The sequence below is a fragment of the Enterococcus sp. R12 genome (genome assembly GCF_058135755.1).
Window position 1 is genome coordinate 1,885,707 of the sequence record NZ_CM176874.1, and the last position, 22,875, is coordinate 1,908,581.

Genomic DNA, 22,875 nt, shown 5'->3' on the forward strand with positions numbered 1-22,875 from the left:
TTATACAACAAAGTGACGTTTATTATTTGTTTGATCCAGTTTCTCTCTGACGATTGGCTCATCGATAGAAAGTATTTCCCTGTTGAATCGGTGACTTGCGTTTCTCATTCCTCTCCCTTGTGGTTCTCTAACCATGCTCCAGACAAAAAAACACGCTCGAAAATCGAAAAGATTCTCGAACGTGCTATTTTTGATTGATTGTCGATCAATTAATCGATTGATTTGAAAGTATTCACGACATTCTCAACACTGAAGCCGAATTCCGCTAAGACTTTGTCACCAGGTGCGGATGCACCGAAATGATCGATCGCGATCACTTTTCCATGGTAACCGGTGTAACGTTCCCAACCAAATGGGGAAGCTGCTTCGATCGCTACCCGTTTCTTCACTGCTTTTGGCAAGACGCTTTCTTTGTATTCTGAGCTTTGTGCTTCAAACAAATCAAAGCTTGGTAAGGAGACCACCGATACATCGATGCCTTCTTCTGCCAATTTAGCTTGTGCTTGGACCGCAAGATTCACTTCAGAACCTGTGGCGATCAAAATCCCCGCTGGTGTTTCACCAGCTTGTTTTGAAATCACGTAACCACCTTTTGCGACATTTTCATCCGCACCGGTTTGCGTGCCTTCGATCACTGGTAGATTTTGTCGGCTTAAGACTAAGACCGTTGGTTTATCCGTTGTCGTCATGGCCAATTTCCAGGCAGCACGGGTTTCATTGCCGTCTGCTGGACGAATCACTTGGACATTTGGCATGCAACGGACGCTGGCTAATTGCTCGATTGGCTCATGCGTCGGTCCATCTTCTCCAACCGCCACGGAGTCATGCGTCAAGACATAGATAACAGGTGCATGCTGGATCGCAGACAAGCGCACCGCTGGACGCAAGTAATCAACGAAGACGAAGAAGGTTCCGCCATAGATTCGCGTACCGCCATGCAATTGGATGCCGTTCATCGCTGCCGCCATCGCAAATTCTCGGACGCCAAACCAAATGTTGCGGCCTTCGTATTGGCCAGGTTCAAAGTCTTTTTCTGCTGCAACCATCGTGTTGTTGGATCCAGAAAGGTCAGCCGATCCACCCCAGAGACTAGGGACGGCTTTGGATAAGGCTTGGATCATCTCTTTGCTGGATACTCGACTAGCTTGTGAGCTGCCAACTTCGTAGCTTGGTAATGCTGCATCCCAATCTGCTGGCAATTCACCCGCAAAGGCTTGTTTGAATTGCGCAGCAAGTTCTGGGTAGGCTGCTTCATAGGCACGGAAGGTTTCGTTCCAAGCTGCTTCAGCTTTTTGCCCTTCATCGATCATGGTTTCTTTGAAGCGCGCGGCAACTTCTTCAGGTACGGTAAATTCTGGGTATTCCCAACCATAAATCGCTTTGGCTGCAGAAATGCCTTCGGCACCGATCGGCGCACCATGAACGGCAGAGGTGCCTTGATTTGGCGCACCGTATCCGATCACAGTCTTGATTTCGATCAAGGTTGGTTTGTCGCTTTCAGCTTTTGCTTCGTCGATCGCTTTCGAGATCGCTTCTAAATCATTGCCGTCTTCAACGAGAATGTGTTGCCAGCCATACGCTTCAAAACGCGCACCGACATTTTCTGTAAAGGCTTTTGAAGTTGGGCCATCTAGGGAGATGTCATTTGAATCGTACAAGACGATCAGTTTGTCTAATTTCATGTGACCAGCCATGGATGCAGCTTCTTGCGAAACACCTTCCATCAAGTCCCCATCGCCACATAAAGCGTAGGTATAGTGATCAATGACTTGATACTTGTCGCGATTGTAGGTTGCAGCCAAGTGGGCTTCGGCCATCGCCATACCGACTGCCATGGCGATCCCTTGTCCTAAAGGTCCAGTGGTTGCTTCCACGCCGTCTGTGTGATCGACTTCTGGATGTCCTGGCGTGCGGCTATCCCATTGACGGAAGTTTTTTAGATCCTCAATGGTCACATCGTAACCAGACACGTGCAACAAGCTGTACAATAACGCCGAACCGTGTCCAGCAGACAAAACAAAGCGGTCACGATCCACCCAGTTGCGAGAAGTCGTTGGATTGACTTTCAAGTGTTTCGTCCACAAGGCATAGGCCATGGGTGCTGCCCCCATCGGTAATCCTGGATGTCCTGAATTGGCTTTTTGTACGGCTTCGATACTTAATGTACGAAGGGTGTTCACTCCTAATTGATCGATTTTATCAAACAATGGTAGTTCCTCCTAATTTAGGTTTTTTTTACCTTTATTACATCTTTCATTATACGTGATTCAGAAGCTTATTTCAATAGCAATGAAAAGGAATTCACAATTATCTGCCGTGGAGACCTTTTTTCTTTTGAATCTCTTTTAACTTCTCTGGTGTTACATCAGCACCTTCAGGGTCAACGATTTTCATTCCTTCGATATGGTGTCGCATCCCTCCACGAAAGGCGGTTAAATACTCTTCACGCAGAACTTTTTGTTCGTGGGTCTCAGCCTCAGTCAATCCTTCTGTTTTTTTCTTGTTGGCAAGTTCATTGATTCGAGCTAATTTTTCTTGAGATAGCATAGTTGTTCCTCCTTTTCCCTCTTGATTTTACTACAAACTAGCGAGCAAAAACAATAGCACAAAAAGCGAACATTTGTTTGAATAATCGATATAGCTATGGTACACTAAGGTTATCAAATGAAAGAAGGTGTCAGTTTTGGCAAAACGAACAGAAAATCGACAAATCGAAATTCTTAAGTTCATTCATACACGTGTCACTGAAAAAGGCTATCCGCCGACTGTTCGCGAAATTGGCGAAGCCGTTCAGTTATCTTCTACCTCAACTGTTCATGGCCATTTGTCCCGACTTGAAAAAAAAGGGCTGATCTTACGAGATCCTACAAAACCCAGAGCCATTGAATTAACTGCTTCCGGTCTTGAAAAAATCGATGTTCAACCAGCATCCATTCCGATGCTTGGTGTCGTAACTGCTGGAGAACCGATTTTAGCCGTGGAAGATGCATCCGATTTCTTTCCGATTCCGCCAGATTTAGCGAATAGCACAGGAAGTTTATTCATGTTGACGATCCGAGGAGAAAGTATGATCAATGCTGGCATTCTCGACGGTGATCAAGTAATCGTTCGTAAACAACAAAGTGCTCAAAATGGCGATATCGTGATTGCTATGACAGATGAAGACGAAGCTACGTGCAAACGATTCTATAAAGAAAAGAATTACATTCGTTTACAACCGGAAAATGATTATTTAGAACCAATCATTTTGCCTGACGTAACGATTTTAGGATTGGTTGTTGGATTGTATCGCCATCTGCTTTGATGCTCAACGAGCTGACTAGGAAATCTTCGTTTCTACGAAGATTTTTTTTCTTTCCTCTTTACAAAGCGAACAAACATTCGTATAATAAGTATACAAACATAAGTTCGTATTATTTAAGGAGTGAATGAGATGAAAGCAGTTCGTCGATTTGGTTTTATGTTGTGGGTATTATTGATGGGAATTGTTATTGGCTATTTTGGCGTTTTAAGTGCTGTTCTGATTTTTTGCCCTCTAATGATGCTTTGGTTCATGCTTTGGGATGAAAAGAAATTCCGCCAAGCAGAGCGCAAACGTAACCGCCATTATTATCACGATCATGATTTTTATCGTTATGAACCATGATCCTTCCCCTACATACGCCCATAAGGCAGCAGAAACAAAAAAGGACTCCAGCGAGTCCTTTTTTGTTTCTGCTTTTTTAGTATTCCATTAACGTCTTAATTTCGACACCTTGGATCTTGTCTCTTCCATGTAGATCCATCAGTTCGATCAAGAAGGCACAGCCAACAACGATGCCACCTAGTTTTTCTACGAGTTCGATCGTTGCTTTGATCGTTCCGCCAGTTGCTAGTAGATCATCACAGATCAAGACACGTTGACCTGGTTTGATGGCATCGGCGTGCAGCGTCAAGACATCCACACCGTACTCTTTTTCATATTCTGCTTCAATCGTTTCCCGTGGCAATTTGCCTTTTTTACGTACTGGGGCAAAGCCGACACCTAATTGATAGGCAACTGGACAACCAACGATAAAGCCGCGGGCTTCAGGTCCTACCACCATATCGATGCCTTTTTCTTGTGCATACTCAACGATTTGTTGTGTCGCATACCGATACGCTTCTCCATCTGCCATCAATGGCGAGATGTCCCGAAAAATAATTCCCTCTTGGGGATAATCAGGAATACTAGCAATATACTCTTTTAAATCCATTTTCTTTCCTCCTAGACTGTCAACCACTGACGAAGGGTTGATAAATCACTCATTAATAAAAATTCTTCTGTTTTGATCAGTTTTTGTCGTTGCTGATACAAATGACTCTCCGTCAATGGACGGGAAACAGGATCAGCAGTTTTATTCAAAACACCATCTTGTATTGTAACAAATTCCAGCTCAGAAAACACCTGAATCATGAAAATAAGTAATTTTTGTGGAATTTTTAGATAGTCAGCGACCATCTTTAGTTTGTAACGAATGTCCAAACGAGGCTGCTGTTTGATCAGTTGAAAGAGACGACTGTATTGCTCTCTTGTCCCTACCCCATCTAAATAAGCATCTTCTGTCGAGTAGAAAACAAAAGCAACTCTTGACGCCTGGAGCGCTTGAACGATCTCTTTGATCAATGCAGGGTCAGCAGGACAATCTAAAAATGCAATCTCTTGGAACTGACCAGCACGAAAAGTATCTTCCAAGGCTGTAACTGAGTCAAATATGGTGGTTTGCCCACAAAAGCCTTGCAATTCCCGAGGAAGTTTCTGCTTGAAAAGAACGCCTAGTGTTTGACTGCCCAGAGAGACACCTTGACGGCTTCTTTTCGAACGATAATCAAATAGCTGAATCCCTTCCACTGCAAAATCATCCAACATGAGCTGCGGTTTTTTGTTGCCATTCCATTCATTGATGGAAAGCTGACCAACGATCGATAAGCGGTCGTTTTCAAACGCTACTAAATCTTTTCCAAAACCAAACCCAATGACATCCAGCTGCGTGTTAGACTCATCGCTCATCACTAACTTCAAATGCTGATTTTCTGAACCAATCTGGCGAGCATTTTGAGTCATCAGATTAGAAAATAAAAATTTCGGTAAGGGGTTGTCCGTTCCAAAAGGCGCTAAGACTTTTAATGATTCAATAAAACTGATCGAAACTTCTGTTAACGGTAGCTCCTCATCGATCGCTAATGGGATGCCCTGACTGAGGTCAATGGCATTTTCTTCAACATAACGATTCATTTGGGCTTGCAGCATATCTAAATGATCGATGGGGATACTTAATCCAACTGCTGCATGATGGCCGCCAAAGCTAGTAAACATGTCTTTCATCGTCGACAGCATTTCAAACAGATTCAACGCAGCAATGCTTCTTCCCGACCCTTTGGCTAAGCCATTTTCTTTTTTTGTCAAAACGATTACTGGTTGTCCTGTACTTTGCATGATTCGTCCTGCCACGATCCCTAAAACGCCTTCGTGCCAATGATCTCCCACCACCAAATGAACATGATTCGCAGGATCGATTTTTTCTTGTGCTTCTTTCATGATTTCTTCAACAAAGGTTTTTCGCTGCTGATTGATCGTATCTAAGGTTTGGGCTAAGCTGACTGCCTCTTCTTCATCGAAGGTAGTCAATAAGCGAACAGCCGGATTGGGGTCCTCCAAACGACCGATCGCATTTAACCGTGGTCCAACGGCGAAGCCAATGTCTGTTTCGTTGACTGTTTGTTTTTTCAAACCGCTGACTGACAGCAACTCATTCAGTCCGATGCGATCCGATTGCTGAATCATTTTCAACCCGTTGCTGACTAATAGCCGATTCTCATCGGTTAAAGAAACCATATCAGCGATCGTCCCAATCGCAACAAGATCAAGCAATTCCACTGGCACTTCTTCTAACAAAGCGCAAGCCACTTTAAATGCGACGCCGACTCCAGCCAAATCACCAAAAGGATAGTTTCCTTGAGGGTGACGGGGATGGACAATAGCAAACGCCTCCGGTAGTTCTGCAGGTAGTTCATGGTGATCTGTGACGATCACGTCAACTCCTTGTCCTTGAGCATAAGCAATCGCCTCATGACCAGACACCCCATTGTCGACGGTGATGATCAATTGCGTCCCTGCTGCAATTTTATCTTGATAGACAGTTAGATTGGGCCCATATCCATCTGTAAAACGATTAGGCAAATAATACTCAGCTTCCGCCCCTAGCAATTCCAACGTTTCCTTTAACACGGTAGTGCTCGTAATCCCATCCGCATCGTAATCACCATAAATCAAGATTCGTTCGCCATTTAAAATCGCTTCATGGATTCGTTCCACGGCTTTAGCCATATCATGAAATAAAAACGGATCATGAAGATATTGCAGGTCCGTTGATAAAAAAGCATCGAGCGCCTCTGCTGTTCGAATATTTCGCTGCCATAGCAACGCGCCGATCCGCTCAGGGATCTTTCTTTCTTGGATCAGCTCTTTAAATACTGGGGTCGTTTCGCTTTCTTGCGGACGCACCCAATGAAAATTTGCACGTTTCACCAAATCACTCCTAACTAGGATATTATAGCAAAGTTTATGCAAAAAAGAAAAACAACGAGAGAAACAGCACTCGTTTTACAACACAAAAAAAAAGAGCTTGCAGCAAATCTTGCACTAGCAAACTCTTTTTTTGTGAAACGTCGTTGTTTTAGGCTTGCGATTCAAAAGACTTCATTTCCTCATCGATCGTTGGTGGCGTGGATGCGCCCGCAGCACGTGAGGAAAGCTGGGCTTCTTGATCATCGAGCTGCTGCTGTCTTGCCGCTAACTCCGCCTGCTTGTTCGTGTATTCCCGTTCCAAAGCTTCTCGTTGTTCTTGGAGAACCTTCTCGTTATTCGAACGATAATCTGAAAGCTCTTTTCTCAATTGCTTTAGTTCTTTTTTTTGGCGGAACATTGCGCTTGTGGAAACCAACAGCAAAATCAATGCGCCTAACAAAGCAGAACCAATAATGACTAAGATCAGTGGCGATTGAATCGTTGTGAAGCCAAAGTTGATCGGGACAGTCATATTGTTTGCAACGGCAAATAAAACGATCACTAAAATCAGTAAAATACCAACGATAACACGCCATTGATTTTTCATGGGCTTCAACTCCTATTTTTTGTTGAACATCGTTCCCGCCATATAATCGCCGATTGAAGGAAACAGGGTATATAGTTTCGCAGCAGCGCCTAAAATATGTGGGCGATTGATTTCTCGTTTTGGATGGATCATCGCTTTGACGATCGTTTGCGCTAATTTGTTCGGTTCGAGCACTAGGCTGCCCACCGACGATAAGTAACTACCGCTTGGGTCTGCTTGGTCAAAGAATGCCGTTTCGATCGGTCCAGGATTGACCGTTGTTACGTTGATCCCTAATGGTTTTAGTTCTAAACGTAATGCGTTAGAAAAACCGAGCACAGCAAATTTTGTTGCAGAGTAGACGGCCGTTTTTGGCGTAGCGATCTTACCTGCGATCGAAGCAACATTTATGATGTGACCATGCTTTTGTTCAGCCATTTGGATCGCTACTTGCTGGGTCAAAACCATCATGCCAAGAACATTGACTTCGAACATATTTCGGATGACCGCCGGGTCCATCTCTGTAAATTCTTGAAAGATCCCGTAGCCAGCATTATTGACGAAGACATCGATCTTACCAACTTTTTCATTGATTTTTTCTAGTAAGCGCTCCACACTTTCAGGATTTGCTACATCCAATTGAAACGCATACGCTTCTTTGCCGCTTAATTCCATACATTGTTCTTTGACTTTTCCAATCAGATTCGTTCTTCGGGCACAAGTCACGACGATCGCACCACGTTTTGCGGCTTCATAACAGATTTGTTCTCCAAGTCCAGCAGAGCCACCTGTTACAACGACAACTTTATTCTCTAAATTCATCTGTTTCTTCCTCTCCGGCAAAAGGGATCTCGACAATATCAAAATCTTTGACGATCAACGTATTCGGAAATACTTCTTTTGCTTCATTTACTAAATTTGTAATATCTTTGCCAACGTAACGCGCACTGATATGGGTCAACAGCAAACGCTTAGCTTGAGCTTCTTGTGCCACTTCGGCAGCTTGCCGCGTCGTCGAGTGAAAATAAGCGCGAGCCAACTTGGCTTCTTCTTTGTTAAAGGTACTTTCATGCACCAATACATCCGCATCTTCTGCTAGCAGTACGGCGTTTTGACATTTACGCGTATCACCTAATATCGCCACGATCCGACCTTTTTTCGCTTGGCCCAAGAAATCAGCCCCATTGATTTGACGTCCATCGTCAAGGGTAACTACTTCACCTTTTTTCAAACGACCGAAGAGCGGCCCAGGTTTCAACCCAAGTTCCAGTAAAGCCTGCACTTGCAATTCCCCTTGATGGCTTGCTTCAACAATCCGATAACCAAAACTGTCAATGCCATGATCAAGGCGCAGACACGATACTTCAAATTGCTGATCTTTAAAAAGAATCCCTTCTTCTTCAATCTCGAAAAAATGTAAGGGGTAGCTGACTTTGGTCTGAGAAATCCGCAAAACGGTTTGAACGTATGCTTTGATCCCCTTGGGTCCATAAATCTCTAGAGGCGTGTCGCCTCCTTGAAAGGAGCGGCTGCTGATCAATCCTGGCAACCCATAGATATGGTCACCATGAAGATGAGTGATAAAGATTTTTTCAATCTTTCGTGGACGAATCGTAGAATGCAAAATCTGCATTTGCGTCCCTTCGCCACAATCAAAAAGCCAAACGGCATTCCGTTCATCTAAAAGTCGTAACGCAATGCTGGTCACGTTTCGATGTTTCGCAGGCACACCTGCGCCTGTTCCTAAAAATTCTAATTCCATAAGCTTCTTTCCTTTCATCTCTTTCCAATTTTAGCGGAAAAGAAATCAAGTTGCAATTGAAGCTTGTGGATTTTATTTCTCAGATTGGCGATCTTCTGCGTCGTTATGAGAGTTTTTCCAGTCTTCTTGAACGCGTGCTTTGGTGGATTCTTCGACTTTCTTAGCCGTTTCAATCTCTGCTTCCACTTCATCGTAGTCAAAGCGCGTGATGTCACCGCCTAATTCATTCATGATCAATTGATTCAAAGGACGATTGTCTTCTTCATCTGCGATCAATAATAACCCCGTATCACCAACACCAATTTGGTTTCCGACATGTTCAAAAAGCATTTGCGCATTTTGGATCTCTTTTGCATCACGAGTAGCACCGATCATACTGCCACCAAACCAGCCCAGCATGATTCCTAAAGGTCCGCCTAGCACGCCAACGAGCATCCCGATCAATCCACCCGTTGATGTCTTATTGTTCCCAGTAAAATCGAGAAAGTCCTCGACTTTAAATTGATGCACGCCTTCATTGGTGTGGGTAAGAACTGCCATTTGTTCCCCTTTGATCTTCCGTTCCATATGCATCCGTTTCACTTCCGAAAAGGCTTGGTACGCTTTGGCACTGGCATCAAAATTCATTACAATGACACGTTTTGACATAAAAATCGCTCCCTTTGGTTTATTTGTTATCTTCTTTATTTTAACAGTAAATCATTTAAATGAAAAAAGAAACCAAAAAGACTACCGATCATTGATTTCTTAGTGAAAATCAATGATCGGTAGTCAAATCCACTGCAGCTAAAAAGGTATTTTTTAGGCAAATGATGTTCTTTTAAACGATTATTCGACAAACTCGAACTCGAAGTTGCCGATCCGAACGATATCGCCGTCTTTGGCACCGCGCGCCCGTAATGCTTCATCGACACCTAAACCACGCAGCTGACGAGCAAAACGCATCACGGTCTCATCATGATCAAAATTCGTCATCTGGAATAGTTTTTCGATTTTTTCACCGCTCAAGATCCAAGTTGCATCAGGATCGCGATCAATTGAGAACTCTGGTTCATCCGATTGGAAGCCATAATGAACAACATCTTCTTCCATTTCTTCATCGTATAAAAGAAACTCAGGGGTGACTTCCAATAGATCCGCTGTCGCATTCAACAAGGCATCGATTCCCTTACGAGTGACTCCAGAGATTGGGAAAATCATTGGTTCATCCGCGAACTCATCCGTTTTTTCTTTTGCCAGCTGCTCTTTGAAAAGGGCTAGGTTTTCTTCAGCATCCGGCATATCCATCTTATTGGCAACGATGATTTGTGGTCGCTCTAGTAAGCGCAAGTTATGGGTCGACAATTCATTGTTGATGGACAAATAGTCCTCGTATGGATCGCGTCCTTCCATGCCACTCATATCGATTACATGTAAAATGACGCGGGTCCGTTCGATATGGCGTAAAAACTGAGTCCCTAAACCAACCCCTTGTGAGGCTCCTTCGATCAGACCAGGTAGATCAGCGACCGCAAAACTACGGCCATCAGTAGTTGTTACCATACCTAAATTTGGTACCAGCGTGGTAAAATGATACGCACCAATTTTTGGTCGAGCAGAGGAAATCACAGAGAGTAATGTAGACTTCCCAACTGAAGGGAAACCAACTAGACCAACATCTGCTAAAACTTTTAATTCGAGCTCGATTTTTCTTTCTTGACCAGGTTCTCCATTCTCAGCTAATTCTGGGGCTGGGTTTTTCGGAGAGGCAAACCGAATGTTGCCACGGCCGCCACGGCCACCTTTAGCAATCACTAATGTTTGGCCTTGCTCAATCAAATCACCTAATAAGGCACCTGTTTCAGCGTCACGAACGGTCGTTCCCTGTGGTACTTTGATGTAGGTATCATCTGAGCCACGACCGTGCATTCCTTTACTCATGCCGTTTTCCCCGGGTTGCGCTTTAAAATGACGATTAAAACGGAAATCCATTAATGTACGCAGACCCTCGTCTACGACTAAAATGACATCACCACCACGTCCACCGTCACCACCTGCGGGTCCGCCGTCTGGGACATATTTCTCTCGGCGAAAAGCAACCATTCCGTCGCCGCCTTTTCCTGCTTTGACATCGATTGTCACTTGATCTAAAAACATGGACATTATTTGTCCTCCATTCTTTTTTTACTACCTTCTATACTTTTTGATTATCAGTTATCTCACCTTAAGTGGTTACTATTTCTCTAATAAGAAAGTCTATTTTATTGTAACGACCGAAACGTCTTTTGTCTATCTTTTCTCATGGGTTTCCGTAAGAAATCGCGAATTCTTAAGGGTTATTCTTTGACAGTCACTTGAAATCGTAGCAAACTTTTAAGTGTACCAGACACAATCAAAGGAGGAAACAAGAAATGACAGTAAAAGTTGGAATCAATGGTTTTGGACGAATTGGACGTTTGGCTTTTCGTAGGATCAAAGAAGTTTCTGCCGATATTGAAGTTGTGGCAATCAATGATTTAACGAGTCCAGTCATGTTAGCACACTTATTGCAATTTGACTCGACCCACGGCACGTACCCTGGAACTGTTACTGCAACGGATAATGCTATCGTTGTCGACGGCAAAGAGACCCGTGTGTACGCTGAACCAGACGCAAGCAAAATCCCTTGGGCAAAAGAAAATGGCGTCGATATCGTTTTAGAATGCACGGGTTTTTACACTTCTGCAGAAAAAGCACAAGCCCATCTTGATGCGGGTGTCAAACGAGTCGTTATCTCCGCACCAGCTGGTAATATGAAAACGATCGTTTACAATGTCAACTCCGACACGTTAACACCAGAGGATACTATCATATCCGCAGGTTCTTGTACGACCAACTGCTTAGCTCCGATGGCCTACTTCTTAAATGAGGAATTCGGGATCGAAGTTGGTACGATGACGACGGTACATGCCTATACTTCTACACAAATGCTATTGGATGGTCCGGTAAAAGGCGGAAACTTAAGAGCCGCTCGGTCCGCTGCAGATAACACGATCCCTCACTCGACGGGTGCTGCTAAAGCGATCGGTCTAGTTATCCCAGAATTAAATGGCAAATTACAAGGACACGCCCAACGGGTTCCTGTCGTCGATGGTTCTTTAACAGAATTAGTCTCAATTTTGAAAACCAAAGTAACCGCCGATGAAGTCAATGAAGCGATCAGAAAACACACCGTCGATAATCCGTCATTCGGTTACGATGACCGTGAGATCGTCTCTGGAGATGTGATTGGTACCACCCAAGGTTCTATCTTTGATCCGACACAAACAGAAGTAACCACGGCTGGCGATTTCCAACTGGTGAAAACCGTCGCTTGGTATGATAATGAATATGGCTTTACTTGCCAAATGATTCGTTTGCTAGAAGAATTTGCTCGTTTATAAGCCAAGGGTCAAGCAAAAAGTGCCGGTTCTTTTTTTGAACCGGCACTTTTTTATTCACTTGCTGGGTGATCGTATTTGTCCAAAAAAGCTGCAATTTTTTCTTTGTAAAGCGCTGGATCTGTTTTGTAGCTTTTCGCATGCTCGGCACCTGAAACAACCCACTTTTCTTTTGGTGCATCGGTCGCGTTATACAAAATTTCCAGCATCGAATAAGGAACAAACGTATCCGCATCGCCATGGATAAAAAAGATTGGACGCGTATTCTTTTGCAGTTGTTTGACTGCATCTGCTTCACCAAAGAAATACCCCGCTCGGATTTTTGTGACAAGGCTAGTGACATTCATCAATGGAAAGGCAGGTAGACCAAACAATTGATCGAGTTGATACCCCAATTCTTCATTGACGTTGGTATACCCACAATCTTCAATGATAGAAGTGACATTTTTCGGCAAGTCTTCCCCACTGGTCATCATTACCGTGGCAGCCCCCATACTGATGCCATACAAAGTGATCGTTTCTTCAGGACCATTTTTTGCGAGTACTTCATCGATCCATTGCAGATAATCCTTACGTTCGTGCCACCCAAAACCAATATAATCTCCTTCGCTTTGACCATGCCCTCGAGCGTCTGGAACCAATACATTATAGCCTAAATCATGATACATCTTAGCATAGTCCGCCATCGTTTCTGCATTCCCCATGTAGCCATGCGCGATGATCGCCGTTTTTCCTCGATTCTTCTCCTCCGCCGGTAGATAAATGGCGGATAATTTTAAATCATCTTCAGATGTCAGCTGCCACATCTCACGATTGGCGGGATCTGTAAACCAATTTTGCGATTCATTTCCTGTCTGATTTTCATCCGTACCAGGGGTATCTCCTTCCAAAAAATCTTTTTCTGAAGGAACCACCGCATAATCGTAAAAATAGTTTCCTGCATACCCTAATCCTGCAATTGCTAATACAGCCACTCCGATGGCAATCTTCCAGCGCAATTTCACACTTGTCACGTCCTCTTGTTATATAGTTTACATAATATTATTATGGTTTCATCGTTCTTCATGGAAAGAACCCACTACATAAATTACCGTTTTTTGCTCGTGTTTGTCAATTGCAAGCGCCCAAAAAGAAAACCATTGCCAACACGCTTTGTTGGCAATGGTTGATTTTTCGTGATAATTAGTTATTTTCGACCAATTTAAAACTTGACCAAGGTTTCAAAAATTCTAATAAGAATAGTTCCTCATCAGCGATCTTACCAACGACATTGACACGACCGTCATTTTTCATTGCTTTCAAGGCGATTTGCGTCTCACCTTTGTATTGTCCATAGCCAGCATTATCGATCAAGACATCCCCTCTTACCATATCACGGGTATCATGAGGTGGAAATTCCTTGTCTTTATAATAGATCCGCGTCATCGTTGAACGCAAGATGTACTCTGAGCGATCTCCTCGATAGCTGTGCAGATTATCGAAGAGACAAATTCGTTCATCTTCAGTGATTCCGTCAACGACATCGACTCTTAATGTCGGATAATCAGCATGAAACGCTTCAGCCATTGCTGCCAATTCTGCTTCTGAAGCATAGGCATTGCCAATAGAGATATCATCGATCAAACCAGTCAACATTAAATGTTTGACTTGTGTAGCTAGTGGCAGATCACGATGGTCTTCCAAAGAGCATAAACCATCTTGTGTTGGCCATGGACCGAAATCAGCTTCGTGAGAATTCACGAAAGCCATCGTATTTAAATTGTATTTGCGGAATTTTTCCGAGCAAAAAACAAAATGGTCATAGCCTAACCCTGAATAGCGATGAGGATAGAAGTTATGCGAACCGAGTAAATTTTCAGTATTAGGTGAATAACTCATGATGTTATCCACGTAGCTCGTGCCGCTGCTCATATTGATTTCGATTTTGATCCCGTAAGGATTACGGGTCATTTTGGCTTCTTCTGAACCAGTGAAACCAATATCTAACCGAACACCGTAAGCCCCCATCTCATCAAAGAAGGATAAATCATCATAAGAAATACCTAGCTGTTCGAATAAACTAGGATTGATATCTACCATGACTTCCATTCCTAACTGATTGGCATAATCCACGACTTGTTTAAAGTCTGCCAAGACTTTTTCTTTGTCATCGTTGATTTGCAGCAAACTGGTAAATACCCGTTTAAAGCCGTATTTGTGTGCCAAGTCTAGATACGCTTTGTCCTTTTCAAACGTTGAGCGCTCTGGATAAATCGATATCCCTAATTTTCCCATCAAAAAAACCTCCTGTAAATTCTATCCGTTTATTATAATGAATCCTCTTTCATTATAGCAAACATCTAAAAAGTGGTCTACACCTTTCCGTCTGTTTCTTTCTCATTCCACAAAATCTGCGCTTTCTTCTATGTCTCTTTTTTGTTATGATTATCATTAAGAAAACTGGAAGGAATGAAAGAATGAAAAAAATCCTATTCACACTGACAGCAGCTGCTAGCCTTTTATTATTAGCTGCTTGTACAGGTTCAAGTACCACCGATCCCTCATCAAGCAATTCGGCAGAAAGCATGTCAACCTCAGAATCTGTTGACTTGAATGCCCTGGAATTGCCGCAATTATCAACGGATGTGCAAGAGAATGAAGCTTTAGTTGAAATGGTAACGGAAGAAGGCTCGATCAAAATCAAACTTTTCCCAGAGATCGCGCCCAAAGCAGTCGAAAACTTTTTGACCCATGCCAAAGATGGGTATTATGACGGCTTGACTTTCCATCGTGTCGTAGAAGAGTTTATGATCCAAGGGGGCGACCCTAATGGTGATGGCACTGGCGGAGAAAGCATTTGGGGCGAAGGATTCGGCGAAGAATACTCCAACCAGCTTTATCACTTGCGAGGCGCATTAGCAATGGCAAAATCAAGTGCGCCAAACAGCCAAGGCAGTCAATTCTACATCGTTCAAAATGATCAGGATGTATCTGACGGTCTAGCGATCCAACACTATCCTGAAAAAATCATCGAAGCCTACAAAAATGGTGGAACACCACGATTGGACGGTAGCTATACCGTATTTGGTCAAGTGATCGAAGGCATGGATGTCGTAGATAAAATTGCGCAAGCAGAAACCCAAGACTCTGGCAATGGTGAGAATTCTCAACCGGTTGAGCCAGTGAAGATCGAAACGATCAAGGTCTTGCAAGAAGCCAAAGAATAAATAAAAAACCGCTGAAGTCTCCGTTAATCGGGAATTTCAGCGGTTTTCTTTTATTTTTGGTCGCCAACGATAAAGGTGAATTCGCATTCCGCAGCTTTTTTGCCGTCCACTGTAGCGACCGCATCAGCAGTTCCTACAGAGCCTTTGATTTTAGTGATCTCGAAAACAAGTTTCATGGTATCTCCCGGAACAACTTTTTGACGGAATTTGGCTTTGTTGATACCGCCAATATACGCCGTTCTACCTTGGAATTCCTCGGATTTCAAGATCAGGATCGATCCTGCTTGTGCCAATGTTTCTAAAATCAAGGCACCTGGCATTACTGGATTTCCTGGGAAATGTCCTTGGAAAAAGTCTTCGTTGATGGTGACATTTTTCGTTGCAATAATCTTTTTGCCAGACTCGATTTCATCGACGTAATCAATATATATAATTGGGTAGCGATTTGGAATCAAATCCATGACTTCTGTTTCAGTCAATAGTTTTTTCATGGTTTCCCTTCCTTGCTTAAGAATTTATTATAGTTTGATTATCAAAGTATCATAGTTCAGCGAAATTCGCAACTAAATATTTATTAAGAAAAAAATAGTTTGACAATCAAACAATTATGCTTAATAATTAGAAATCAAGATAGTTTGATTTACTATTTGTCATTATACGTATTTTATTATTGTTGAATTTATTAAGGAGTGGAATTATGAGTTTTTTAACCGGTAAAAAAGTTGTCGTCATGGGCGTTGCTAACAAACGCAGTATCGCTTGGGGCTGTGCACAAGCATTAAAAGCACAAGGAGCCGAAGTGATCTACACGTATCAAAACGACCGCATGAAAAAGCCTTTAGAGCGCTTATTGGAATCTGATGAATTTGTAGTGGAATGTGACGTCGCCAATGACGAAAGCATTGCTTCCGCCTTTGAAACGATCAAAGAATATGCAGGTGAGATCCACGGTGTTGTCCATGCCGTTGCTTATGCCAATAAAGAAGATCTATCTGGCGATATTTTAAATATTTCTCGTGACGGTTATGCTTTGGCGCAAGACATCAGCAGTTATTCATTGATTGCCGTCACCAAATATGCCAAACCAATCTTAGCTGAAAATGCTGGAATCGTTACCCTTTCCTACTTAGGTGCCGAACGGGCAGTACCGAACTACAATATGATGGGGATTGCAAAAGCCGCTTTAGAATCAAGCGTTCGCTATTTAGCTGCCGAACTTTCACCGCAAAAAATCCGCGTCAATGCGATTTCAGCTGGTGCCATCAAGACGCTGGCAGTAACCGGTGTAAAAGACTATCAAAAACTGATCCAATTGTCAGAGGATCGAACACCTGATCATATTGGTGTGACGATTGAAGAAGTGGGCAATACTTGTGCCTTCTTGATCAGTCCATTATCAAGCGGGATTATCGGCGAAGTGATTTTCGTTGATAAAGGCGTTCATTTATCTTAATCAATGATTGTCATAGAAAAGTCTGCTATTTGCCTCTCCGTTGGCTAAGCAGGCTTTTTCTGAAAAAAACAGATATTTCAGAAAACCTCCTTTGCATTTCTATTTTATCTTCGTTAAAATAGATGCAGTAAGACTTGGAGGGATTTTATGAGACAACTGCTAATTGCAGCTAGCACGACCGATTCAAGTGGTTCCAGCATTACCGAACCAGCAGCTGCTCAGCTCAATGCATTACAAAAATGGTGGGCATCGATCGACTGGGAATCGATCATTGGCCTACTGATCCAAAAAGCACTGATGCTGCTTTTTTTGTGTATCTTATTTGGAATTTTATTAAAAATAAGCAACATGATCATTGACCGGATCTATCGGTCCTATGAAAAAAAAGCCACCTTCAATGTGAGTCGAATCAACACGATCCATACCCTGATCCGCAATACGGTTCATTACACATTAGGCTTCTTTTTTGTCTATGCACTCCTTTCAACCATCGGCGTACCTGTAGGCTCGCTACTAGCCGGTGCCGGAGTCGTCGGTGTCGCCCTCGGTCTCGGTGCCCAAGGCTTTATGAATGACTTGATTACTGGCTTCTTTATTATTACCGAACAACAAATCAACGTTGGTGATTACGTCCGCTTGACCAATCTGACGCTTGAGGGTACGGTGACGGCCGTCGGTATTCGGACTGTTCAATTAAAATCCGTTGATGGAACCGTTCATTATATCCCAAATCGTAACATCACAACCATCAGTAATACATCAAGAGCCAATATGCAAGTCGTGGTAGACGTACGTATCTTACCATCTGAAGGCTTAGATGAAATACGTGCCATCATTGAAGAAGTCAATGAACAGATTGCTCAGCAGCACGAAGAAGAGATTCAAACGGCCCCTACGGTCTTCGGTCTGGTGGATCTAGGAAACAACAACTTTGCAATTCGCACGACCATGTATGTGACCAACGGTACGCAATGGAAAATCAAAGAGGAATTTTTGGCCGCATCGATTGATGCATTAACTGCCAAAGGCTATACGATCCCCAATGCGCCGATCGTCGGTATTTAAAAAAAGGTTATCCCGAAACTGGGATAACCTTTTTTCTATACCACATGCAGTTCATCTGTCATCTTTGGGGCATCTTCTTTCGAAATCAGCAAATAGCGTCTTTCGATTTCATGCGCCAAATGATTGACGGATTTTAAAATCTCTTTGCGGGTGATAATCCCAACAAAGACATTGTCATCATCAACGATCGGCAAGAATGCTTGATCCACTAACAGATGCAGCATACTTTCCAACTCATCGTTTTCTTTGATGCAATTCACATTGACTTCCATGACATCTGCCACAGTCAGCCCTTCAATATTTTCCATACTGAAGCCAGTGAGATCCATCATTCGTTCTACGATGTTTGAGAGGCTGATTAAGCCGACTAAATGGTCCTCACTATCTAGTACTGGGATCTTTGAATAGCCCACTTTTGATAAAACAAGCAATGCGTGACTCAAAGGGTGGTTATAAAATACCGATGCCACATTCTCTGCCGGCACCAAGAAATTTTCTTGATTCTCGAGTAATATTTTTTCTACGGTCTGTCCTATCAATCTAATTGCCTCCATTTCACAGCTACTCTTCTATTTTACTTGAAAATGAGAATAGAAAGTAGAAACCTGCAAAATTATAATGAAATTTTTACTTTTTGATTCCGCTTACTTAACGTGTGAAAACGAAAGCTAGCTCTGGGACTTTATGAAAGGAACGATCATAGTATTGGATTGCCCATTGTTCTGGTGTACTTTCAATAATCGCAAAACTTTTGATTTGGATTTGCCCTCGCGGTTGAGAAATACTGCCAGGATTCAAGAAAAGTCGATTCCCGACTTTCTCACAAGCAATTTGATGCGTATGACCAAACAAAGCGATCGAAGCATCTGCTTGTTGCGCTTTTAAGCCTAATTTGGTTACGCCAAAACGAACATCCGCCAAATGGCCATGGGTCATATAGATGGTATCCAGTGGCGTTTTAACGATACGTTCATTCGGAAAACCACCACCGTAATCGCAATTGCCACAAACGACTTGGAATGTTTCCCATAAAGGATCCGTTTCAGGAAGTTCTGAATCCCCACAGTGAAGGAACAAATCGACTTGATTTTCGAATTCATTTTTAAGATCAACAAGAATCTCACGATCTGAATGATTGTCACTGACAACTAAGTATTTCATACATTTTCTCCTTCTAACCACTCCCGCCACTGTTCCTGCAGTTTTTTGATTGCTAGACCACGGTGGCTCACTCGGTTCTTCTCTTCTTGACTCATTTGGGCTGCGCTTTGCTCTGAACCATCAGGAATAAACAATGGATCGTAGCCGAACCCATTTTCTCCACGAGGGATGCGGCCGATTCTCCCCGGCCATTGAGCTTCAACCACCAAACTCTCTTTTCCTGGTGCTGCGAAAACTAACGTACAGTGAAATTGGGCACTGCGTTTGTCATCTTCGACATCCGTCAATTCATAGAGCAATTTTGCATTATTGGCAGCGTCACTTTTTTGCTCACCAGCAAATCGAGCAGAGTACACCCCTGGTCGTCCCCCTAGTGCATCGACTTTCAGTCCTGAGTCATCAGCTAACACCGGTCTTCCCAAAATTCTGGCGATGGTTTCCGCTTTAAGGCGGGCATTTTCTTCAAAGGTGGTGCCGGTTTCTTCAACATCTGGTAAGGAAGGATAGTCTTTTAAGGTACGGACATCGTAACCTGCTGCGCCAAATACGGCTTTAAATTCCTTGGCTTTTCCTGGATTGCCTGTAGCAATGACGATCGTTTTTTCGGGAATCTCATAAGGGGGTTCATCTGGTAAAAACAGTGCCTCTTTTTGATAGGCGATCAATTCTTCGATAGCTGTTTTTCCGTAGATCAGCATCTCATTCAACTGCTGACCATCAAAGGTCGCTTCTTCCCCAGTTCCTTGCAATTCGACAAATCGACCAGATTCCGTCATCACCAAATTCATGTCAACAGCAGCTGAAGAATCTTCTTGATAATCGAGATCGGTCACACAGGTGCCATCTGGTAAGATCCCGACACTAATTGCTGCTAAATGTTCCTTGATTGGATCTTCCGTCAATGCTTTGTCACGCAACAAGGTATCGATAGCTAAACGCAACGCGACAAATGCGCCGGTAATACTAGCTGTTCGGGTACCGCCATCTGCTTGAACGACATCACAATCGACCACGATACTGCGCTCCCCTAATTTTTCTAAATCGACTACTGCGCGCAAGGAACGAGCGATCAGCCGTTGGATCTCCATCGTCCGACCAGAAAGCTTGCCTTTGGCACTTTCTCGACGATTACGAGTGTTGGTCGCTCGTGGGAGCATACTGTATTCGGCTGTGACCCAGCCTTTTCCCGTATCTCGTAAAAACGGAGGGACCCGCTCTTCAATCGTTGCCGAACAGATCACGGTTGTGTCACCAAAAGAGATCACAACCGATCCTTCGGGGTGTTTGTAGACGTTGGTTTGAATTTTAACTGGTCTTAACATTGTTTCTTTTCTGCCATCATGTCGCATTTAAAAGCCTCCTAAATCAGTGTGAATCGATGAGATCGTGTCTAAATCAAGCCAATCATTGGCAATCTCATCAAACATTTTCGGTGAACCAGTAGTAAAAAATGCATGTTGCGGATGCGGATCGTCCTGACTCGTTGCAGCAATGGAAAAATAGTCCAACAAGGTACTGACTTCCCCCACCGTTTCTGCCCCTGAATCAATCAGCTGGATATGAGCCCCCAATTCATTTTGGATCAAAGGACGCAATAAAGGATAATGGGTACAACCCAAAATCACTGTATCTAGCCGTTTGTTTTTCAATGGACGCAACGTTTCTGCCACGATTTTCTTGGCGACCGAGCTATGGTATTGTTTGCTTTCTACGATCGGCACAAACTTCGGGCAAGCCAAACTGACGACGGACGCATGGGGCGCTTTGCCATGAAGCGCGCGCTTGTAAGAGTCACTTTTGATCGTTCCGTTTGTCCCGATGACACCGATTCGTTGGTTTTTGCTTGCTTTGACTGCTGCTCGACTGCCAGGCAGGATCACGCCGATCACTGGAATCGTTAGTTGTTCTTTGATTTCTTCAAGGGCGACCGCTGTCGCTGTATTACAAGCGATCACCAACATTTTAATATTTTTTTCTAATAAAAAACGGGTCATTTGCCACGTATACTCGATGACTTGCTCAGCAGGTCTCGGACCATACGGGCATCTGGCTGTATCTCCCAGATAAAGAATCGATTCGTTGGGTAATTGCTTGATTGCTTCTTTGACGACCGTCAACCCACCAACACCAGAATCGATAAAACCAATTGGTCTGTTGTTTGTCATAGTTTCCATCCTTTACATGAAAGAAAGAGTTTGGTGCATTTTTCTCTCTTATTCATTTTGGACTTTTTTTGACTATTTTTCAAGTATTCCTTTCGTTTGCTAAAAAAGCTTTCCCAAAAAGCACGAAACGGTCAAAAAGAAAAAAGCCCCCACGATTGGCTTACACCCCACAAGTTGCACTTGCATGGGTAAAAGACCGATCGTGGGGATTTTTTTGACGATTATTCTTTTTAGTAATCGTACTGACGTTTTTCCAAAAAGCCAGAAAGCAATGACAAGGCATAACAAACCAAAAAGTATAAAACAGTCATTGCTAAAAACATAGGCAAAACATAGTTTGTGTTTTGACCATAAATGATTCGAGCATGATGAGTCAGCTCTGGTAAAGAAATAATCACGGCTAATGACGTATCTTTGATCAAAGAGATCAACTGACTGACGATCGCTGGCAGCATCGCTTTAAATGCCTGCGGCACGACGATGCTCCGCAATACTTCGACATAGCTTAGCCCTGTAGACAAACCAGCTTCCATCTGCCCTTTTGGCACAGAATTCAAACCAGCACGAAAGATTTCAGAAAGCATCGCTGATTCAAAAATCGTCAACGCCACAACCGCTGACCAAAAAATATTAAAGCGGATACCGATCTGCGGCAATGCAAAGTAAGTGAAAAAGATGATCAAGAGCAAAGGCAAGTTACGAATAACATCGATCACGACACCTAATACTTTAGAAAAGACTGGGATCGAGCTGAAGCGCAAAATACCGGCGATCCCTCCGATAATAAAGCTAAATAAAATCGATAGGATCGACACTTCAACTGTTACCCGCAAGCCATCGATCAAGAAGCGAATGTTAATCGCTGAAAAAGCTTCAAAAAAGTCCATAGTTCGTTAGCTCCTTTCTATGAGCGGACAGCCCAACGCCGTTCCAAGTAAACCATCAAATAAGACAATGGTAGGGTAATGATCAAATAGAAAAGACCAACAATGATATACGTATCAAATGTATTGAAGGTCTCACTTGCGATCAAATCGCCTTGATACATAATATCTAATCCTGCGACCATCGCCAAAATTGATGAATTTTTGACAAGATTGATAAATTGATTGCCTAACGGCGGTACGACGATCTTAAATGCTTGAGGCAAAATAATGTAGCGCATCGCTTGGCTGTAAGTAAAACCAGAAGACAAGGAAGCTTCCATCTGGCCTTTAGGGACCGTTTGAATTCCTGAACGGATCGTCTCAGCGATAAATGCCGATGTATAGATCGTTAAGCCGATCGTTCCTGCTTGAAAGCCGTCAAAAGAAACCCAATACATTGGCACAACGACATAAAAGAACATCACGATGATCAATAAGGGAATATTTCTAAAAAACTCAACATACGCTTTGGCAATCCCTTTGATGAGGCGATTGTCTGACAACTGAAAAATTGCCATTAAGGTTCCGATCAAAAGACTAAAAAACAGTGCGATCAAACTCGCCATGACTGTGTATTTAAAGCCTTCAATAAACTGACCGGTATACGTTTGAAATAATTCAACCATT

At 43.1% G+C, this 22,875-nt stretch carries 24 protein-coding genes; 6 read left to right on the forward strand and 18 right to left on the reverse strand.

The window, feature by feature from the left end:
• Window positions 1–209 precede the first annotated feature (209 nt).
• Together tkt and ACTW1R_RS08720 are read right to left on the reverse strand one after the other, a co-directional pair.
• A complete protein-coding gene (gene tkt, locus ACTW1R_RS08715; RefSeq protein ID WP_142974280.1) occupies window positions 210–2,207 on the reverse strand; it encodes a transketolase in 1,998 nt (665 codons plus the stop codon).
• Window positions 2,208–2,307: 100 nt separating this feature from the next.
• Window positions 2,308–2,547: a DUF896 family protein gene (locus tag ACTW1R_RS08720; protein ID WP_005226164.1), complete on the reverse strand. Its 240-nt coding sequence runs from the start codon at window positions 2,545–2,547 to the stop codon at window positions 2,308–2,310.
• A 136-nt stretch (window positions 2,548–2,683) separates the two neighbouring features.
• On the opposite strand from ACTW1R_RS08720, the gene lexA reads away from it, so the two are divergent.
• Together lexA and ACTW1R_RS08730 are read left to right on the forward strand one after the other, a co-directional pair.
• Complete coding sequence (lexA, locus tag ACTW1R_RS08725; protein WP_005226165.1) at window positions 2,684–3,304, forward strand: transcriptional repressor LexA; 621 nt, start codon at window positions 2,684–2,686, stop codon at window positions 3,302–3,304.
• Between the two features lie 129 nt (window positions 3,305–3,433).
• On the forward strand, window positions 3,434–3,646 hold the full coding sequence (locus tag ACTW1R_RS08730) for a hypothetical protein (protein ID WP_005236082.1): 213 nt from the start codon (window positions 3,434–3,436) through the stop codon (window positions 3,644–3,646).
• 76 nt (window positions 3,647–3,722) lie between these two features.
• Here ACTW1R_RS08730 and ACTW1R_RS08735 read toward each other — a convergent pair whose 3' ends face one another.
• From ACTW1R_RS08735 to obgE, 7 genes are all read right to left on the reverse strand, one after another.
• Window positions 3,723–4,235 (reverse strand): adenine phosphoribosyltransferase, encoded by a 513-nt coding sequence (locus ACTW1R_RS08735; RefSeq protein ID WP_005226167.1) that lies wholly within the window; start codon window positions 4,233–4,235, stop codon window positions 3,723–3,725.
• Window positions 4,236–4,246: 11 nt separating this feature from the next.
• Window positions 4,247–6,547, reverse strand: a complete 2,301-nt coding sequence (gene recJ / locus ACTW1R_RS08740) for a single-stranded-DNA-specific exonuclease RecJ (RefSeq protein ID WP_142974281.1) — start codon at window positions 6,545–6,547, stop codon at window positions 4,247–4,249.
• A gap of 148 nt (window positions 6,548–6,695) precedes the next feature.
• Complete coding sequence (locus tag ACTW1R_RS08745) at window positions 6,696–7,133, reverse strand: lipopolysaccharide assembly protein LapA domain-containing protein (protein ID WP_005226169.1); 438 nt, start codon at window positions 7,131–7,133, stop codon at window positions 6,696–6,698.
• A 12-nt stretch (window positions 7,134–7,145) separates the two neighbouring features.
• Window positions 7,146–7,934, reverse strand: coding sequence for an SDR family NAD(P)-dependent oxidoreductase (locus ACTW1R_RS08750; RefSeq protein WP_015509761.1), 789 nt, complete (start codon window positions 7,932–7,934; stop codon window positions 7,146–7,148).
• Complete coding sequence (rnz, locus tag ACTW1R_RS08755; protein WP_034857404.1) at window positions 7,918–8,874, reverse strand: ribonuclease Z; 957 nt, start codon at window positions 8,872–8,874, stop codon at window positions 7,918–7,920. Before rnz ends, ACTW1R_RS08750 begins: the two co-directional genes overlap by 17 nt.
• 72 nt (window positions 8,875–8,946) lie before the next feature.
• The gene (locus ACTW1R_RS08760) at window positions 8,947–9,522 is read right to left on the reverse strand and encodes a DUF456 domain-containing protein (RefSeq protein ID WP_010748409.1); all 576 of its coding nucleotides are present in this window, start codon (window positions 9,520–9,522) and stop codon (window positions 8,947–8,949) included.
• Window positions 9,523–9,702: 180 nt separating this feature from the next.
• The gene (gene obgE / locus ACTW1R_RS08765) at window positions 9,703–11,016 is read right to left on the reverse strand and encodes a GTPase ObgE (protein ID WP_005226173.1); all 1,314 of its coding nucleotides are present in this window, start codon (window positions 11,014–11,016) and stop codon (window positions 9,703–9,705) included.
• Between the two features lie 248 nt (window positions 11,017–11,264).
• Between obgE and gap the strand changes: the two genes are divergently transcribed.
• Window positions 11,265–12,275 carry a type I glyceraldehyde-3-phosphate dehydrogenase gene (gene gap / locus ACTW1R_RS08770; protein ID WP_005226174.1) on the forward strand — a complete coding sequence of 337 codons (1,011 nt, stop codon included), beginning with the start codon at window positions 11,265–11,267 and terminating at the stop codon, window positions 12,273–12,275.
• Window positions 12,276–12,325: 50 nt separating this feature from the next.
• Here gap and ACTW1R_RS08775 read toward each other — a convergent pair whose 3' ends face one another.
• On the reverse strand, window positions 12,326–13,276 hold the full coding sequence (locus ACTW1R_RS08775) for an alpha/beta hydrolase (protein WP_034868634.1): 951 nt from the start codon (window positions 13,274–13,276) through the stop codon (window positions 12,326–12,328).
• A 178-nt stretch (window positions 13,277–13,454) separates the two neighbouring features.
• Window positions 13,455–14,546 (reverse strand): DUF871 domain-containing protein, encoded by a 1,092-nt coding sequence (locus tag ACTW1R_RS08780; protein ID WP_142974282.1) that lies wholly within the window; start codon window positions 14,544–14,546, stop codon window positions 13,455–13,457.
• Between the two features lie 182 nt (window positions 14,547–14,728).
• Here ACTW1R_RS08780 and ACTW1R_RS08785 point away from each other — a divergent pair, with 182 nt between their 5' ends.
• Entirely contained in the window at window positions 14,729–15,478 is a 750-nt protein-coding gene (locus ACTW1R_RS08785) for a peptidylprolyl isomerase (RefSeq protein ID WP_185946551.1), read from the forward strand.
• Window positions 15,479–15,528: 50 nt separating this feature from the next.
• On the opposite strand, the gene fabZ is transcribed toward ACTW1R_RS08785, so the two are convergent.
• Complete coding sequence (fabZ, locus tag ACTW1R_RS08790; protein WP_005226178.1) at window positions 15,529–15,969, reverse strand: 3-hydroxyacyl-ACP dehydratase FabZ; 441 nt, start codon at window positions 15,967–15,969, stop codon at window positions 15,529–15,531.
• Between the two features lie 206 nt (window positions 15,970–16,175).
• On the opposite strand from fabZ, the gene fabI reads away from it, so the two are divergent.
• On the forward strand, window positions 16,176–16,931 hold the full coding sequence (fabI, locus tag ACTW1R_RS08795) for an enoyl-ACP reductase FabI (protein ID WP_005226179.1): 756 nt from the start codon (window positions 16,176–16,178) through the stop codon (window positions 16,929–16,931).
• A gap of 147 nt (window positions 16,932–17,078) precedes the next feature.
• The gene (locus ACTW1R_RS08800; RefSeq protein ID WP_270289951.1) at window positions 17,079–17,996 is read left to right on the forward strand and encodes a mechanosensitive ion channel family protein; all 918 of its coding nucleotides are present in this window, start codon (window positions 17,079–17,081) and stop codon (window positions 17,994–17,996) included.
• A gap of 35 nt (window positions 17,997–18,031) precedes the next feature.
• Here the strand turns inward: ACTW1R_RS08800 and cbpB are convergent, their stop codons facing one another.
• The 6 genes from cbpB to ACTW1R_RS08830 all read right to left on the reverse strand — a co-directional run bounded on the left by cbpB (window position 18,032) and on the right by ACTW1R_RS08830 (window position 22,874).
• Window positions 18,032–18,535: a cyclic-di-AMP-binding protein CbpB gene (gene cbpB / locus ACTW1R_RS08805; RefSeq protein ID WP_005226181.1), complete on the reverse strand. Its 504-nt coding sequence runs from the start codon at window positions 18,533–18,535 to the stop codon at window positions 18,032–18,034.
• A gap of 109 nt (window positions 18,536–18,644) precedes the next feature.
• On the reverse strand, window positions 18,645–19,157 hold the full coding sequence (locus tag ACTW1R_RS08810; protein ID WP_005226182.1) for a metallophosphoesterase: 513 nt from the start codon (window positions 19,155–19,157) through the stop codon (window positions 18,645–18,647).
• Window positions 19,154–20,506, reverse strand: a complete 1,353-nt coding sequence (rph, locus tag ACTW1R_RS08815) for a ribonuclease PH (RefSeq protein ID WP_010748416.1) — start codon at window positions 20,504–20,506, stop codon at window positions 19,154–19,156. The genes ACTW1R_RS08810 and rph overlap by 4 nt, the downstream gene beginning before the upstream one ends.
• On the reverse strand, window positions 20,507–21,322 hold the full coding sequence (racE, locus tag ACTW1R_RS08820; RefSeq protein WP_010748417.1) for a glutamate racemase: 816 nt from the start codon (window positions 21,320–21,322) through the stop codon (window positions 20,507–20,509).
• A 230-nt stretch (window positions 21,323–21,552) separates the two neighbouring features.
• A complete protein-coding gene (locus ACTW1R_RS08825; RefSeq protein ID WP_005226185.1) occupies window positions 21,553–22,209 on the reverse strand; it encodes an amino acid ABC transporter permease in 657 nt (218 codons plus the stop codon).
• A gap of 17 nt (window positions 22,210–22,226) precedes the next feature.
• Window positions 22,227–22,874, reverse strand: a complete 648-nt coding sequence (locus ACTW1R_RS08830; protein ID WP_005226186.1) for an amino acid ABC transporter permease — start codon at window positions 22,872–22,874, stop codon at window positions 22,227–22,229.
• Between the last annotated feature and the right edge of the window lies 1 nt (window position 22,875).